The organism is Vibrio sp. Y51_MX_L26 (assembly GCF_024181935.1).
Lineage (GTDB): Bacteria > Pseudomonadota > Gammaproteobacteria > Enterobacterales > Vibrionaceae > Vibrio > Vibrio diabolicus.
Genome location: NZ_JAMZAS010000002.1, coordinates 133,444 through 148,553, shown reverse-complemented (window position 1 = coordinate 148,553; position 15,110 = coordinate 133,444). Strand labels below are relative to the sequence as shown.

Annotated in this window: 14 protein-coding genes and 1 riboswitch; of the genes, 8 read left to right on the top strand and 6 right to left on the bottom strand. The window is 43.0% G+C overall.

Annotated features, from left to right (window positions below; genetic code table 11):
* Nucleotides 1–461 precede the first annotated feature (461 nt).
* The 4 genes from purR to NL645_RS06810 all read left to right on the top strand — a co-directional run bounded on the left by purR (nucleotide 462) and on the right by NL645_RS06810 (nucleotide 3,691).
* Nucleotides 462–1,466: an HTH-type transcriptional repressor PurR gene (purR, locus tag NL645_RS06825; protein WP_005390722.1), complete on the top strand. Its 1,005-nt coding sequence runs from the start codon at nucleotides 462–464 to the stop codon at nucleotides 1,464–1,466.
* Between the two features lie 285 nt (nucleotides 1,467–1,751).
* A riboswitch (cyclic di-GMP riboswitch) is annotated at nucleotides 1,752–1,841 on the top strand.
* A gap of 116 nt (nucleotides 1,842–1,957) precedes the next feature.
* Nucleotides 1,958–2,548 (top strand): TfoX/Sxy family DNA transformation protein, encoded by a 591-nt coding sequence (locus NL645_RS06820; protein ID WP_005390721.1) that lies wholly within the window; start codon nucleotides 1,958–1,960, stop codon nucleotides 2,546–2,548.
* Between the two features lie 115 nt (nucleotides 2,549–2,663).
* A complete protein-coding gene (locus NL645_RS06815) occupies nucleotides 2,664–3,350 on the top strand; it encodes a TVP38/TMEM64 family protein (RefSeq protein ID WP_253651461.1) in 687 nt (228 codons plus the stop codon).
* Nucleotides 3,351–3,370: 20 nt separating this feature from the next.
* Nucleotides 3,371–3,691, top strand: a complete 321-nt coding sequence (locus NL645_RS06810) for a DUF2007 domain-containing protein (RefSeq protein WP_152812476.1) — start codon at nucleotides 3,371–3,373, stop codon at nucleotides 3,689–3,691.
* Between the two features lie 37 nt (nucleotides 3,692–3,728).
* On the opposite strand, the gene NL645_RS06805 is transcribed toward NL645_RS06810, so the two are convergent.
* From NL645_RS06805 to topA, 4 genes are all read right to left on the bottom strand, one after another.
* Entirely contained in the window at nucleotides 3,729–4,532 is an 804-nt protein-coding gene (locus NL645_RS06805; RefSeq protein WP_006742124.1) for an alpha/beta fold hydrolase, read from the bottom strand.
* A gap of 110 nt (nucleotides 4,533–4,642) precedes the next feature.
* Nucleotides 4,643–6,100 (bottom strand): glycogen synthase GlgA, encoded by a 1,458-nt coding sequence (gene glgA / locus NL645_RS06800; RefSeq protein WP_046874734.1) that lies wholly within the window; start codon nucleotides 6,098–6,100, stop codon nucleotides 4,643–4,645.
* Nucleotides 6,090–7,307 (bottom strand): glucose-1-phosphate adenylyltransferase, encoded by a 1,218-nt coding sequence (gene glgC / locus NL645_RS06795; RefSeq protein WP_048626184.1) that lies wholly within the window; start codon nucleotides 7,305–7,307, stop codon nucleotides 6,090–6,092. Before glgC ends, glgA begins: the two co-directional genes overlap by 11 nt.
* Before the next feature lie 610 nt (nucleotides 7,308–7,917).
* The gene (gene topA, locus NL645_RS06790) at nucleotides 7,918–10,548 is read right to left on the bottom strand and encodes a type I DNA topoisomerase (RefSeq protein ID WP_005390711.1); all 2,631 of its coding nucleotides are present in this window, start codon (nucleotides 10,546–10,548) and stop codon (nucleotides 7,918–7,920) included.
* Nucleotides 10,549–10,985: 437 nt separating this feature from the next.
* Here topA and NL645_RS06785 point away from each other — a divergent pair, with 437 nt between their 5' ends.
* A complete protein-coding gene (locus NL645_RS06785) occupies nucleotides 10,986–11,234 on the top strand; it encodes a YciN family protein (protein ID WP_005387884.1) in 249 nt (82 codons plus the stop codon).
* Nucleotides 11,235–11,297: 63 nt separating this feature from the next.
* On the opposite strand, the gene aroA is transcribed toward NL645_RS06785, so the two are convergent.
* Together aroA and NL645_RS06775 are read right to left on the bottom strand one after the other, a co-directional pair.
* A complete protein-coding gene (aroA, locus tag NL645_RS06780) occupies nucleotides 11,298–12,578 on the bottom strand; it encodes a 3-phosphoshikimate 1-carboxyvinyltransferase (protein WP_074191076.1) in 1,281 nt (426 codons plus the stop codon).
* Between the two features lie 290 nt (nucleotides 12,579–12,868).
* Nucleotides 12,869–13,345, bottom strand: coding sequence for a glycine zipper 2TM domain-containing protein (locus tag NL645_RS06775; protein WP_005390705.1), 477 nt, complete (start codon nucleotides 13,343–13,345; stop codon nucleotides 12,869–12,871).
* A gap of 39 nt (nucleotides 13,346–13,384) precedes the next feature.
* Here NL645_RS06775 and aat point away from each other — a divergent pair, with 39 nt between their 5' ends.
* The 3 genes from aat (at nucleotide 13,385) to infA (ending at nucleotide 15,090) form a co-directional block, all read left to right on the top strand.
* Nucleotides 13,385–14,092 (top strand): leucyl/phenylalanyl-tRNA--protein transferase, encoded by a 708-nt coding sequence (aat, locus tag NL645_RS06770; RefSeq protein ID WP_048626183.1) that lies wholly within the window; start codon nucleotides 13,385–13,387, stop codon nucleotides 14,090–14,092.
* On the top strand, nucleotides 14,089–14,790 hold the full coding sequence (locus NL645_RS06765; RefSeq protein ID WP_253651460.1) for an arginyltransferase: 702 nt from the start codon (nucleotides 14,089–14,091) through the stop codon (nucleotides 14,788–14,790). The genes aat and NL645_RS06765 overlap by 4 nt, the downstream gene beginning before the upstream one ends.
* Before the next feature lie 81 nt (nucleotides 14,791–14,871).
* Nucleotides 14,872–15,090: a translation initiation factor IF-1 gene (gene infA / locus NL645_RS06760; RefSeq protein WP_001040192.1), complete on the top strand. Its 219-nt coding sequence runs from the start codon at nucleotides 14,872–14,874 to the stop codon at nucleotides 15,088–15,090.
* Nucleotides 15,091–15,110 lie beyond the last annotated feature (20 nt).

Below are 15,110 nucleotides of genomic sequence, written 5' to 3'. Positions count from 1 at the left end.
CCGCCTATTTTTAAGGAGCCCGCCTATCGGGCTTCCTGTATACCTCAAATAACTGAATGTAAGTAAGTTGGGTATATTATTCGTTTGCCTTAACTTAGCTCAAAGACGCTTGGTTATTTAGCAGTCAAAATGTGACTTCAAATACACAAATCTCTTGCTGAAAACATTGCTAGTCAGTCCACATAGGGCTAAAATGTGAGCGCAAACGATTAAATATGATTTATATGTAAACCGCTGAAATATAGCGGTTTTTGTGTTTTTTAACAGGTTGATGGCAATTTATCATCAGATAGAAAAAAGATAAAATTCATCGACCGATGCTGCTACGTACCCTTTTGTCGTACTTGGACCAACCGCTGCCGAAACACTTAGCGCCAACCTTAGATTGCTGGGTGTAAACCATTAGAGCATCAGGTACATCCACACGACATATTTCAGTAGCTCGATACAGGACACCATTTATGGCCACTATAAAAGACGTTGCTCGCTTAGCCGGCGTTTCCACTACGACAGTTTCGCACGTTATCAATAAAACGCGTTTCGTTGCAGAAGCAACGCAAGAAAAAGTAATGAAAGCCGTGGACGAGTTGAATTACGCGCCAAGTGCTGTTGCACGCAGCCTAAAGTGCAACTCAACTCGTACGATTGGCATGTTAGTAACGCAGTCAACCAACCTATTCTTCTCAGAAGTGATTGACGGGGTTGAGAGCTACTGTTACCGCCAAGGCTACACTCTGATTCTGTGTAATACGGGTGGGATTTACGAAAAACAACGCGATTACATCCGTATGCTGGCTGAAAAACGTGTTGATGGCATCCTAGTGATGTGTTCTGACTTAACCGAAGAGCTTAAAGAGATGCTTGACCGTCATGCCGACATTCCTAAAGTGGTCATGGATTGGGGTCCAGAAAGCTCACAAGCGGACAAGATCATGGATAACTCAGAAGAAGGTGGCTACATCGCAACCAAACATCTGATCGACAATGGCCATACTGATATTGCTTGTCTAAGCGGTCATTTTGAAAAACTTGCTTGCCAAGAGCGCATTGCAGGTTTCCGTCGCGCGATGAGCGAAGCGAACCTAACTGTAAATGAGGACTGGATCCTTGAAGGTAACTTTGAATGTGATACGGCCGTATTAGTCGCAGATAAAATTACAGCAATGGACAAACGTCCGACAGCGGTATTCTGTTTTAACGACACAATGGCTCTGGGCCTAATGAGCCGCCTACAACAAAACGGTATCAAAGTTCCTGATGATATTTCAGTGATCGGCTACGACAACATCGAGCTTGCGGAATACTTCTCTCCACCGTTAACAACTATCCACCAACCTAAACGTCGTGTGGGTAAAAATGCGTTCGAGATCCTACTTGAGCGAATCAAAGATAAAGAACACGAAAAGCGAATTTTCGAAATGCAACCTGAGCTTGTAATTCGAAACACCGTGAAGAAAATGAACTAAAATTCGCCAAATATAACGATGTCAAATAAGCGCTCTAAAAGGGCGCTTATTTTTTATCTCTAAATAACTTTTTCCTGACTTAGGTTTGTTAGACAAAAAATCTCGAATCTCTAAGTCTCTGTTTTATATGTAGGTAAATCACACTCCCTCACAACCTCGAGATCATCCCGCCTTATTCTCAAATATGCACAAATATGCGCTTGTCGACACTTTTTATTGAACCAAAATCACACTTTTACGGGTAAAACGTGATGTTAATTCAATATACGAAGTATGCTCATTCTGTCACGCACAGGGCAAACCATTCGAAAGGGTGGGACGCAAAGCCTCCGGCCTGAACCATAGTACTATATGGAAGGTAGCGGGGTTACCGATGGCAAGTGTGCAAGCGATGACTTTACCCTGTAATGACATTGCTTTTGCGCATGTTTGCTACTCTCTCGGACCTGACTTTTGGTGGCGTAATATTAATTACACCGAGATAACAAAACATGGATAAACCGATACTCAAAGACTCTATGAAGCTATTTGAGGCACTTGGTAATATCAAGTCGCGCTCAATGTTTGGTGGCTTCGGACTATTCGCTGATGAAACAATGTTTGCACTAGTTGTAAATAATCAGCTTCATATAAGAGCAGACCAACAAACTTCATCTGACTTCGAGAAACAAGGGCTAAAGCCTTACGTTTATAAGAAACGTGGCTTCCCAGTCGTTACTAAGTACTACGCAATTTCCAACGATTTATGGGAGTCTAGCGAACGCTTAATCGAAGTAGCTAACCAATCGTTGAAAAAGGCAAAGCTTGAAAAAGAACAGCAAGCAACTACAAAGCCTAATCGCTTAAAAGATTTGCCTAACTTACGACTGGCGACTGAACGCATGCTGAAAAAAGCAGGCATTGAGTCAGTAGAAAAACTGGAAGAGGAAGGTGCACTTAACGCTTATAAAGCGATAAGAGATACGCACTCTGCAACCGTCAACATTGAGCTGTTATGGGCACTAGAAGGGGCTATTAACGGTACTCATTGGAGCGTTGTACCTCAAGCTCGCCGAGATGAGTTGATGAACGGCCTCCAATAAAAGTCGGCCTTAAAAACTATCTTGTAAAACCGCAGTCTAATCTGCGGTTTTTTTGTGAAATTTTTTCGACTTTCCTTCTGTCTTATTATATATATCCCAAATTGGAATCATAAATATGAATAAGAAACTGATATTAGGCCTAATCCTGGTCGCGATCATTATCTTTTTAGGCGTTAACTTTAGTCAGTATTTAACGTTGGAAAATGCAAAAGCACAACAAGAAGCGCTGACCACATACATCGATCAGAACTTTGTTTTTTCGGCAGCTATTTACTTTTTTGCCTACATTGCAATTACCGCTTTTTCTATTCCTGGGGCAGCTGTGGTTACATTACTTGGTGCGGCTCTATTTGGTTTTTGGACGAGCTTATTACTGGTTTCTTTCGCCAGTACTATGGGTGCAACGCTAGCATTTTTAAGCAGCCGATATTTGCTGCGTGACTGGGCACAAAACAAGTTTGGCAATAAGTTAATCGCAATTAACCAAGGTGTCGAAAAAGACGGTGCATTTTATCTATTTTCCTTGCGTCTCATTCCGGTATTCCCTTTCTTTCTTATCAACTTGTTGATGGGCTTAACGCCAATGTCTGTAGGTCGATTTTACCTTACTAGCCAAGTAGGTATGTTGCCAGGCACTGCAGTTTACTTAAACGCCGGTACTCAGTTAGCAACAATTGAAAGCCTGTCAGGCATTATTTCACCGGCGGTATTGGCCTCTTTTGCATTACTGGGGCTGTTTCCAATCATCACTAAATGGGTTATGAATAAAGTAAGGCCGACACCGAGTCAGCAAAACTCATAATTAGTAAGTGGACGTGTTTGATGAAAATATTTATCGCTAAAAACCCAGCAGAAGCGCATATCGTGTGCGAATTATTGAAAACCGAGCAAGTCTATTGTGAAGTCCGCGGAGAAGGTATTTTCGGTTTAAAAGGAGAGCTGCCGTTTAGTGATGATACCGATCCTTATGTCTGGCTTTTTGACGCCAAACAACGAGTAAAAGCAGAAGGAATAGTACAAGCCTACCGCAAACAATCCGATGGAAATAAGTATCAAGATTGGCAGTGCCCGAAGTGCCATGAGGTAAACGAGGGGCAGTTTGGTGCTTGTTGGCAATGTGGACATCAAATAGGGGAGCCTTAATAACTCCCCTACTCCTACTCAATCGATTTATTCAGCGCTAAGCAGAAACCGTTTGCTGCTTAATAAATTCGATGGAATGTTGGTTGAAATCTTCAGGCCGCTCAACATTACAGACATGACCACAGTTGGGGATCTCTCGTAAAACACTAAGCTTATGCGCCGCAACCATTTCTTTAACAGGCTTAATAAACATGTAATCTCTGTCGCCCATTAAATAGAGTGTGGGAATGGGTAACTCTCGATCTTTAAAATACTTCATTAAAGGATTTACATCAGCAGCAAGAATAAACCAACGTTTAAATTCTTTTTGGCAAAGCTTCTTGGCCTCACGAATAAAAAGATGGCGAGACTCTCGCTGGCTTCTCTGTGGCATAACAATATACGCAAAAAGTTTGTAGAGCCACATGTACGGCAGAATGTGCTTACAAAAATTACCTAATTTAACCAATATTTGAGAACGAGTATTGAGCCTTGTGACAGCACCACCGAGTACCATTGAACGCACGCGCTCTGCTGATAATTCAGCAAGGTTTCGAACAATAATGGTACCAAGTGACATACCGACAAAATGAGCGGATTGGATCTTTAAATGGTCCAATACTTTCAAAATATCTTGGGTAACTTCCGTAAAGGTATAACGGCTGGCAATGAGCTCTTTAAGTAACTGATTTGACTTTCCATGACCTCTTAAATCGATCAGCAATAAGTTAAAATGTTGCTTGTAAGCTTTGATTTGCTTGAACCAGATAGAAGAGCTACCGCCAGCACCATGCACAAATACAACCCACTCATGACTAGTAGGGTGCAAATAGGTTTTATGAAAAAGTAGCGGCTGGGTCATATTCAAGTATCAAAAAGGTCGTGCTATTGAGTAAAAAGCCATCCTACCACACTCCCCTTACTCAAGATAATAAAGGCACCTCATTCGGTGCCTTTCGTTACAATTTTAAGTCAATTTAACGCCGAATTGTAAAGTTGCAAATAAGCTTCTGCGGCCTTTTGCCAACAAAAATCTTGTTGCATCGCGTGCAACTGTACTTTATTCACTTCAGGTTCGTTTTGAGCATAGAGCAACAGTGCCCTTAGCATCGTTAACAACAATGCCTGCGGTGTCGGTTCGAAAAAAACAAACCCCGTCGCTTCAGAAGGGTTCACATCATAATCGTTGACGCTGTCTTTTAGACCACCGACACCACGTACTATCGGCAATGTACCGTAAGCCATACTATAGATTTGATTCAAACCACACGGCTCAAACTCAGAAGGCATCAGAAAGAAATCAGAACCCGCTTCAACGATATGCGCAAGTTCATTATCATAAGCTTCTACGAAGACAAATTTACTAGAAAACTGTGCAGCAACCTCTTCTAGCTGAGCGGCTAGTACAGGGTCTCCGGTCCCAACGACAACTAGTTGAACATCGTGCTTCAAAAAATCGGCCAAAGCAGGCAACAAGTAATGCACACCTTTTTGCTGGGTCAACCGACAAACCATACCGAACATGGCTACATCTTTTTCAGGCAAATTTAGCCGCAGTTGTAATGCTTGTTTACACGCTTTCTTGCCTTGCGTCATACTTTGTTGGTCAGCGCAGTAATTAACTGGCAAGTAAGTATCCGTTTCCGGGTTCCAAGCACTGTAATCACAACCGTTCAAAATACCAACTAAGTCCTGCGCGCGTTGCTGAAACTCCCAAGCCATTCCATGACTGCCAAGCTCTGTTTTGAGTTCCTCTGCGTACGTAGGGCTGACCGCGTTTATCTTATCGGCATTCATTACACCAGCTTTGAGCATAGTAATATGCGTTGCACTCACCGCAGCATCGGGAACGTTTCGACAATGAAACTCTGGCAAGCACTGCACGTCTTCATAACTAAATACGCCTTTAAAGACCGCATTGTGAATTGAAATGACGCTTTTAGTATGAGCAAAAAACGGATCATTGCTATACCTGTGCTTGAGCAAAAATGGAACAAGACCAGTGTGCCAATCGTTCGCGTGTATGATATCCGGTTGAAAAGCAAGCTTCGGCAACATGTCTAAACATGCCGCACTAAAAAACGCAAAGCGCTCACCGTTATCGGTATACGCTTGGTTGTTCTCCGCATACATCGATGGTCGATTGAAATACGGCTGACAATCAATCAGATAAACAGGATTTTGACCTAGCATGAGCCGCAGAACTCGATACTCCGTATGCGGCCATGATGTTAGTTCTGTTTCTAATACAACTTCTGCGTCAGCGAGTTTATCAATACTGCTGTACGCAGGGATGGTAATTCTTACGTCTTGCTGTAGGTTTTGAAGGGCTTCCGGTAGTGCCTTGGCAACGTCTGCCAAGCCACCACTTTTAATGAGACCTTCAACCTCAGAAGCTACAAACAGAATAGATAAGTTGTTAGTAGCCAACTCGAGCTCCTTTCGGAATAACAACAATGCCCTCCTCAGACACATGGAAGTGTTTTTTATCTTCTTGAAGATTCACACCAATCTGAGTACCAGGGGCAATATCGGCATCCTTATCGACAATCACACGACGTAAAACACAGCCTTCGCCAATTTTCACGTCACCAAGAAGGATACATTCGCTGATATCGCAAGCAGATGCAATATTACTGCGGAACCCAAGCACCGACTTTTCTATTCTTGAGCCTCTGACGTAACTGCCATTACATACCAAACTGTCGATGATCTGAACACGGCCATTATCAGAGTCTGTAAATGTCGCTGGCGGCAGTGGAGGATAATAAGTATGCAGCGGCCATTTACGGTTATATAGTGAAAACGGTGCGTCTTTTTCTAGCAGATCCATGTGCGCTTCCCAGTACGCATCAATGGTTCCCACGTCACGCCAGTACACCTCTTCTCTTTCACCGCTGATTTTGTTAGTACTGAAGTCATACACGAACACGTCACCTCGAGGGAACATCTTAGGAATAATGTCCTTCCCAAAATCATGTGATGAAGCTTCATTATCCGCATCTTCAACCAACTCAGAGAATAACACCTGAGCTTCAAAAACGTAGTTACCCATTGAAACTAAAGCGTAATCAGGATCGCCAGGAATCGACTTCGGGTTTGCTGGTTTCTCTTCAAAACCTATCATGCGACCTTCACTGTCCACTTCGATAACACCAAATTGCGACGCCTCTTTTAGTGGCATACGCAATGCAGATACCGTGAGAGAAGCCTGTTTCTCTGAGTGGAAGTTCAGCATTTGTTTAATATCCATCTTATAGATATGGTCAGAACCAAAAATACAAACTTGATCCGGTTCCTCTAGTTCCATAAAACGGAGGTTTTGATAGATCGCGTCTGCCGTTCCTTCGTACCAACGCTTACCAGTGCGCATTTGAGCAGGAATAGGATCGATAAAGCGGTCAGTGATGCCATTAATGTTCCAGCCCTTTTTTAAATGATGGAACAAAGATTGAGATTTAAATTGGGTGAGGACGTAAATGCGCATTAAATCCGCATTTACAAAATTGTTTAGAGCAAAATCGATCAATCGATAGCTACCACCAAACGGTACCGAAGGTTTACTACGAGATTCTGTTAAAGGTCTCAAACGAGAGCCTTCACCGCCAGCAAGAATCATTCCCAAAACACCAGCCATTTGTTGTTCTCCATATCGTTATAGCTTGGATTTGGTACTCGCTTGAATGAGTCATACTCGGGGAGTCAAGCGAATACATTTAGTAACCGTATCAGGAGTTTCTTTGAACTCTTACAACACGATAAAAAAGCTACGGCACTTCCAGTATGCAACGTCCACTCTTTTCTTATTTTTCGACGCAAAATGCACACAGTTGCACTAATTTTTGTAATAAATTATCTAAGCAGGTTCTAAATTACAATTTTTAATACGCCATTCTGTGTTCCATACAGTTCTTGCTTACTCAAGACGATATCTAGATCACACATGCAAAAGCAAACGATTACATTATGAAAACAATTTACGAACGGATTCACTACACCACCGACTTTTTGAGCTTAATATATAACAAATATATGAACGCAAAATGAAAGTTACGACGAATGTTTTTTACATAAAAAATACGTTCACTACTAATAAATCGTGACTCTGGTGTTTTCTAGCGACAATGGTGCTTGTTAAAGTGAGGAAAGGTCGATTAGAGGAAGAATGCGCAGAAGAAAACTGTCGGCCCCTACGCAAAAAAGGCAGCGATATCGCTGCCTTTTTACATTACTTTAATGGTGCATTTTTATGCTTTCGCTTTTTTACGCTTATCTGTGACTTCCCACTTACCTTCAACAAAGAGCGCTGTCCAACCAGATGGTTTGCCGTTCTCTTCCGAACGAACGTAGTTCTCTTTTGTTTTGCGACTAAAGCGTACAACTGCAGGACGACCATCAGGATCTTCTTGCGGTGCGGTCGCTAGGTATTTGAACTTCTCAGGTAAACGCTCTTCAAAACGTGCCAGTTCAGCAACCAAAGGAGCACGTGTCTCGCGCGATTTCGGGAAGTTGCTTGCCGCCATAAATAGACCTGAAGCACCATCACGAAGTACGAAATACGCATCTGAGTTTTCACAAGGCAACTCGGGGAAATGAACAGGATCTTCTTTCGGTGGCGCTACTTCGCCATTCTTCAGAATCTTACGAGTGTTCTTACACGTTTCACTCGTACAGTCCATGTATTTACCAAAGCGACCGTTCTTAAGCACCATATCAGAGCCACATTTGTCACATTCAACAACTGGACCATCATAGCCTTTGACTTTGAACTCACCGTATTCAACAAGGTAGCCTTCACAGTTCGGGTTATTACCACAAACATGCATCTTACGCTTGTCATCAATCAGGTACGCATCCATCGCCGTTTCACAGATCGGACAACGCTTTTTAGCACGAAGCGCGGCCGTTTCAACGTCTTCTTCTAAAACGTTAATAATACCTTCTTCGTCACCCAAGTTGATGGTTGTCTTACAACGCTCTTTTGGTGGTAACGCGTAACCAGAACAGCCTAAGAACACACCTGTCGAAGCAGTACGGATACCCATTGGACGGCTACACGTCGGACATTCGATATCCGTCATGACGATATGGTTTAGCTTCATACCGCCTTCTGACTCATCCAATTCCGCTTTTTCAAGATCGCCAGTGAAATCAGCAAAGAAGTTATCTAGCACTGCTTTCCAGTTCACTTCACCTTCAGCGATTTGGTCCAGTTTCTGTTCCATGCGGGCGGTGAAGTCGTAGTTCATTAAATCGTTAAAGCTGTCATCAAGGCGGTCGGTAACAATTTCGCCCATTTTTTCGGCGTAGAAACGACGCTGATCAACTTTTACGTAACCACGATCTTGAATCGTAGAAATGATCGATGCATAAGTCGAAGGACGACCAATACCTCGTTTTTCCAGCTCTTTAACCAGTGCTGCTTCAGTGTAGCGCGCAGGTGGCTTTGTAAAGTGCTGTTTAGGGTCAAGTGACTCTAAGCTTAGCTTATCGCCAAGTTGTACCGCAGGAAGGATTGTATCCTCGTTTTTGCCCATTGGACGTTGTACACGAGTCCAGCCGTCAAATTTAAGGATACGGCCTTTCGCTTTAAGCGTGTATTCTGCTGCTTTTACGCTGATGGTTGTTGAATCGTATTCTGCTGGTGTCATTTGACACGCGACAAACTGATTCCAAATCAAAGCGTAAAGTTTGTGCGCATCAGCATCGACACCTTGCAGGTCTTCCGCTTTAACACCCACATTTGAAGGACGGATCGCTTCGTGCGCTTCCTGTGCCCCTTCTTTACTGCCATACGTCAGCGGTTTCGCTGGTAAATACTTATCACCAAACTCAGAACCAATAAAGTCACGTACAGCGTCCACAGCCTCGGCACTTAGGTTAGTCGAGTCCGTACGCATATAAGTGATGTAACCGGCCTCATAGAGGCGCTGAGCTAGCATCATGGTCTTTTTCACGCCGTAGCCCAGACGTGTACTCGCTGCCTGTTGAAGCGTAGAGGTGATGTAAGGTGCTGAAGGCTTGCTCTTCGTCGGGCGATCTTCACGCTTACATACTTCGTAACTTGCATTCTCAAGCACAGACATCGCTGCTTTGGTTTCTGCCTCATTAACTGGCTTAAACGCAGAACCATCTTTCTGAGCAACAAGTAGTTTAAAGTCCGCTTTGTCTTTCGTTTTCGTATTCGCATGAATATCCCAGAATTCTTCTGGTACAAACGCGTTAATCTCACGCTCACGCTCAACTAATAGTTTCACCGCAACAGACTGCACGCGACCAGCAGATAAACCACGAGCCACTTTCTTCCAAAGTAAAGGTGAAACCATAAAACCAACGACACGGTCCATGAAGCGACGCGCTTGTTGGGCATTAACACCATCCATGTTCAGCTCACCAGGTGTCTGGAAAGCTTGTTGGATCGCGTTTTTCGTAATTTCGTTAAAAACTACACGTTTGTATCGCTCTTCATCGCCACCGATGATCTCACGAAGGTGCCATGCGATTGCTTCCCCTTCGCGGTCCAAGTCGGTTGCGAGATAAACGCAATCTGCGTCTTTGGCGAGTTTTTGTAGTTCGTTGACAACTTTTTCTTTGCCTGGAAGGATTTGGTAATTCGCTTCCCAGTCATGATATGGGTTAATCCCCATTTTTTTGATCAACGCTTTGCGGTCTTTCTCTTTTTTAACGCGCGCTTTCTCTTCCGGACTCATCCCTTTTGTTGAGATGGCTGCGGCTTTTTTCTCACCAGTGCTTTGACCGGCCGTAGGCAGATCACGCACATGACCAACACTAGACTTAACAATAAAGTCTTTACCAAGGTACTTATTTATCGTCTTTGCCTTGGCTGGTGACTCCACTATAACGAGTGATTTACCCATAACTGACTCTAACGTCCTTCATAATAATGCGGGTAGAAACCTTGTTTAAAGGCCACCCGCATAATGTTCTATTTCATTGCTTCTTTTTTTACTATTGTGCGAGATGAAAAGAAGATCAACTGCTTTTTTGAAATTCAGATCCGATTGGTTGACAATTCATCGTCTTTATACTTCAAAGAGACAGGGTTCTGAAAGGTATTGAGCGGCATATCTAAACAGGCAAACTTAGCATCCGCTAATCCAATGCAATAAATTTTGTTACCCATCACAAAATAGTTTCGTTCAGTGGCTCTTCCATATCCTCCAACTAATCATACTTACACTCTAAAAATTGATCTGTTTAGGCTAAGTGAACGATTGACTGAATTAATCATGCAAACCCATTTTAGTTGTAGGTATACTCAGCGTTCTCAACTGAAATGAATGGTAGAAAAAGTATGTCTGATAGAACGTTTATCGAAGAGTTCGACCTTCTTTTGATCGCTAACCAAATCATCCAAGAACACGATGATTACATCGAAGGGATGCGAGCAACAAGCGTAGAAGAAAAAGAAGGTGTTTTAGTTTTTAAAGGTGAATACTTCCTTGATGACAAAGGTTTACCAACTTCAAATACGACTGCAGTATTCAATATGTTCAAATACTTAGCGCATCACCTTTCCAAGGAATTTACGCTGGTTAAATAGTAGCGGAAAACAAAAAAGCCAGAGTGCTATTCACTCTGGCTTTCCTGTTTCAGGTCAGAATATTTAGCAGCTTAAAGCCTTAAGTTTGTCGAAGTAGTCAGGGAACGTTTTCGACGTACACTTTGGATCGTTAATCGTCACAGGCGTATCACTAAGTGCCACCAGCGAAAAACACATCGCCATTCGATGATCATCGTAAGTATCAATCGCAGCATGCTTTAACTGAGAGACAGGTTTGACAATGATGTAGTCTTCCCCTTCTTCCACTTCCGCACCCACTTTACGTAATTCCGTCGCCATAGCTGACAAACGGTCTGTTTCTTTTACACGCCAGTTATAGACGTTACGAATAGCAGTAGTGCCTTCGGCAAATAGCGCTGTTGTCGCGATGGTCATTGCAGCATCAGGGATATGGTTGTAATCCATATCGATGCCTTTCAATTGACCAACACGTGAAATTACGTAGTCATCACCCCATTCAATTTCTGCACCCATTTTTTCAAGCGCATCAGCAAATTGAATATCACCTTGAATGCTGTTTTTACCTATACCCGTGACTTTAACTTCTCCGCCTTTGATGGCTGCCGCCGCTAAGAAGTAAGAAGCAGAAGACGCGTCACCTTCAACCAAGAAATCACCTGGAGCGATGTATTGCTGACCGGCAGGAATCACAAACTCTTGATAGTCGTTGTTGATCACATCGACCCCAAACTGCTTCATGATATGCAGGGTGATATCGATATAAGGCTTAGAAACCAACTCGCCTTCGATGTTGATGCGAATTTCACCTTCAGCCAATGGCGCAGACATTAAGAAAGCGGTCAAGAACTGACTTGAAATGGATCCATCGATAGAAACTGTACCTGCTTTTAGGCCAGTACCGACTATTTTGAGAGGCGGAAAGTTCTCGTTCTCCATGTACTCAACCTTCGCACCAGCATCTTTCAGTGCCGTGACAAGGTGACCAATTGGACGCTCTTTCATACGAGGTTCGCCCGTCAGTACATACTCCCCTTCTCCAAGACAAAGAGCCGCAGCTAACGGTCGCATCGCAGTGCCAGCATTACCGAGAAATAACTCTACCGGTTCTGAGACAGAAAACGGACGCCCAAGGCCTTCAACGAGACATTCTGTTTTATCTTCGGAAAGTTGGTATTGAACGCCGAGTTTAGTCAGCGCATTCAGCATATGACGGATATCATCACTGTCGAGGAGATTAGTAAGGCGAGTTTTGCCTTTAGCAAGAGCAGCAAGTAAAAGAGCTCGATTAGAAACGCTTTTAGAGCCAGGAAGGTTCACTTCCCCTTGAATTCTATTGATAGGTTGTAACGTTAGGCTTTCCATTAAAAGTTGATAATCCTTTGTGCCCTCAACATACGATTTTTTATGAGGGCTAAACAATTCTTCGTGAATTCAGACTACCCAAAAAAACACGACAAAACCAGAGTAAATCGGCGCTAATTAATGAATATCCTCAAGCAGCCTAAAGATACTGAATTAAAGGTATTGCCAGCGATGTAAATAAGAGCGAAAGAGGCGCGACGAAACAGCAAGCTATTTCGACTTTATTTGACGATAAGCCAGCCCTACTGTGCATGCCTGGTTAGGCTACCTTAGGTTAAAATAACGTAGGATTAATAAGCGATATCAACCCTGACTCCATCATCAAAATATAAGATACGAACTTCATCCCCTCGACTAAATAGCATATTTTTATCAACATCTTGGATAACATTAATCAGCTTGTCTCCCTTCACTTTAATGAGTAGCTCAACTAACTTATATTCAACCGTGTATTGGTAATTACTTTGATTTTGTGCAACCGCTGCACCTGCAAGTGCACCCACTGCCGTCGCAACTTCTCGTCCAGTACCACCACCAAATTGATTGCCGACTAAACCGCCTATTGTGGCACCAAGTAGCGTTTTCCAACCATTATTTTTCGATTGAACGACCTCTTGCTGAGTAATATAACGGACAGAGTCAATCTTCCCATACACCACTTCATTTACCGGCTTGGCAACATTTCTTTCATATGCTGCGTTGGCGGCAAGTGGGAAAAACAGTATGATCCAAAGCCATACTTTCACAATATTTCTTGACCAGGTCATCATAAACTCCTCTGACTCTAATGTTGGTAACGACTTCTTATGGCTATTTATTTAACTGAACTCGATGATACGTTCAACTTTCCCTCACCGTATAAAGCACTCAGCGATCCCAATGGTTTGCTTGCTTTTGGCGGTGACTTAGATCCCATGAGAATCCTCAATGGTTACTATCAAGGCATTTTCCCTTGGTATGGTCCTGGAGAACCTATTCTATGGTGGAGCCCTTCCCCACGCGCTGTTTTTGATCCCTTAGCGTTTAAACCGTCTAAAAGTCTCAAAAAATTTCAGCGTAAACATAACTATAAAGTAACGCTCAATTTCGCGACAGAAGAAGTGATTAGACTATGTTCATCAACACGTCCTGCAGAGGAAACTTGGCTCAACGAGGAAATGCAAGCGTCTTATATTGAGTTAGCTAAACTTGGTCACTGTCACTCAGTAGAAGTATGGCATGACAACGAGCTCATTGGGGGACTATATGGCATCTGCGTTGGTCAACTTTTTTGCGGAGAGTCGATGTTTAGCCTAAAAGATAACGCATCTAAAATTGCATTGTGGTACTTATGCAACCATTTGGCGTCAAAGCAAGGTCAATTAATCGATTGTCAGGTTATGAACTCGCACTTGGCATCACTTGGCGCATTTGAACTAGAGCGTAACGAGTTTATGCAAAAACTACTATCTTTAAGAGAAAAACAAACACTATTTGATACCTATAAGCCCCAAGTTTTGCAGGATTCAGTATGAGTACGGATATACAACATATTCGAATTGGATTAACGAATAATCACCCTTGCAGTTACTTGCCTGAACGGCAAGAGCGTGTGGCGGTGGCACTTGATGCAGGACTGCATACTGAAGAAAACTATCAACTGCTGATGGCCAACGGCTTTCGTCGTAGCGGAGATACCATATATAAACCGCACTGTGAGCATTGTAATGCTTGCCAGCCAATTCGAGTCTCGATTCCGGATGTGACGCTATCAAAAAGCCAGAAGAGGCTGCTCAGTAAAGCACAGTTTTTACGCTGGGAAATGAAACCCGAAATGGATGAGGAATGGTTTGAGCTTTACAGTCGGTACATCTGCAAACGGCATAAAAACGGCACTATGTACCCACCAAAGCGTGATGAGTTTGCTCGATTTGCTCAAACTAGCTGGCTGAACACTTCATTTTTGCATATTTACGATGAGTCAAATCAATTACTCGCCATTGCGGTAACGGATGTAATGACTCAATGTTCGAGTGCATTTTATACTTTTTTTGACCCTGACTACCCGTTATCTCTTGGCACTTTGGCAGTGCTCTATCAAATAAAATACTGCCAAGAAAACAAACAACAGTGGCTTTATTTGGGTTATCAGATTGATGAGTGCCCAGCAATGAGCTACAAAACACGCTTTCAACGCCACCAAAGGCTAGTAAATCAGCGTTGGCGAGGGTAGAATACGCCTCAACTTTACATAATTACTATTTAGCGGCAGAATATAGCCCGCTAATATTGCCTAATTTCTAAAGAGGATTAAATGGCTAAAGAAGACGTAATCGAGATGCAAGGCACAGTCCTTGACACTCTACCAAACACTATGTTCCGTGTTGAACTTGAAAACGGTCACGTTGTGACTGCTCACATCTCTGGCAAGATGCGTAAGAACTACATCCGTATCCTAACGGGTGACAAAGTAACTGTAGAGATGACTCCATACGACCTGTCAAAAGGCCGCATCGTCTTCCGCGCTCGTTAATCTCTGATTTTCGGATGCAA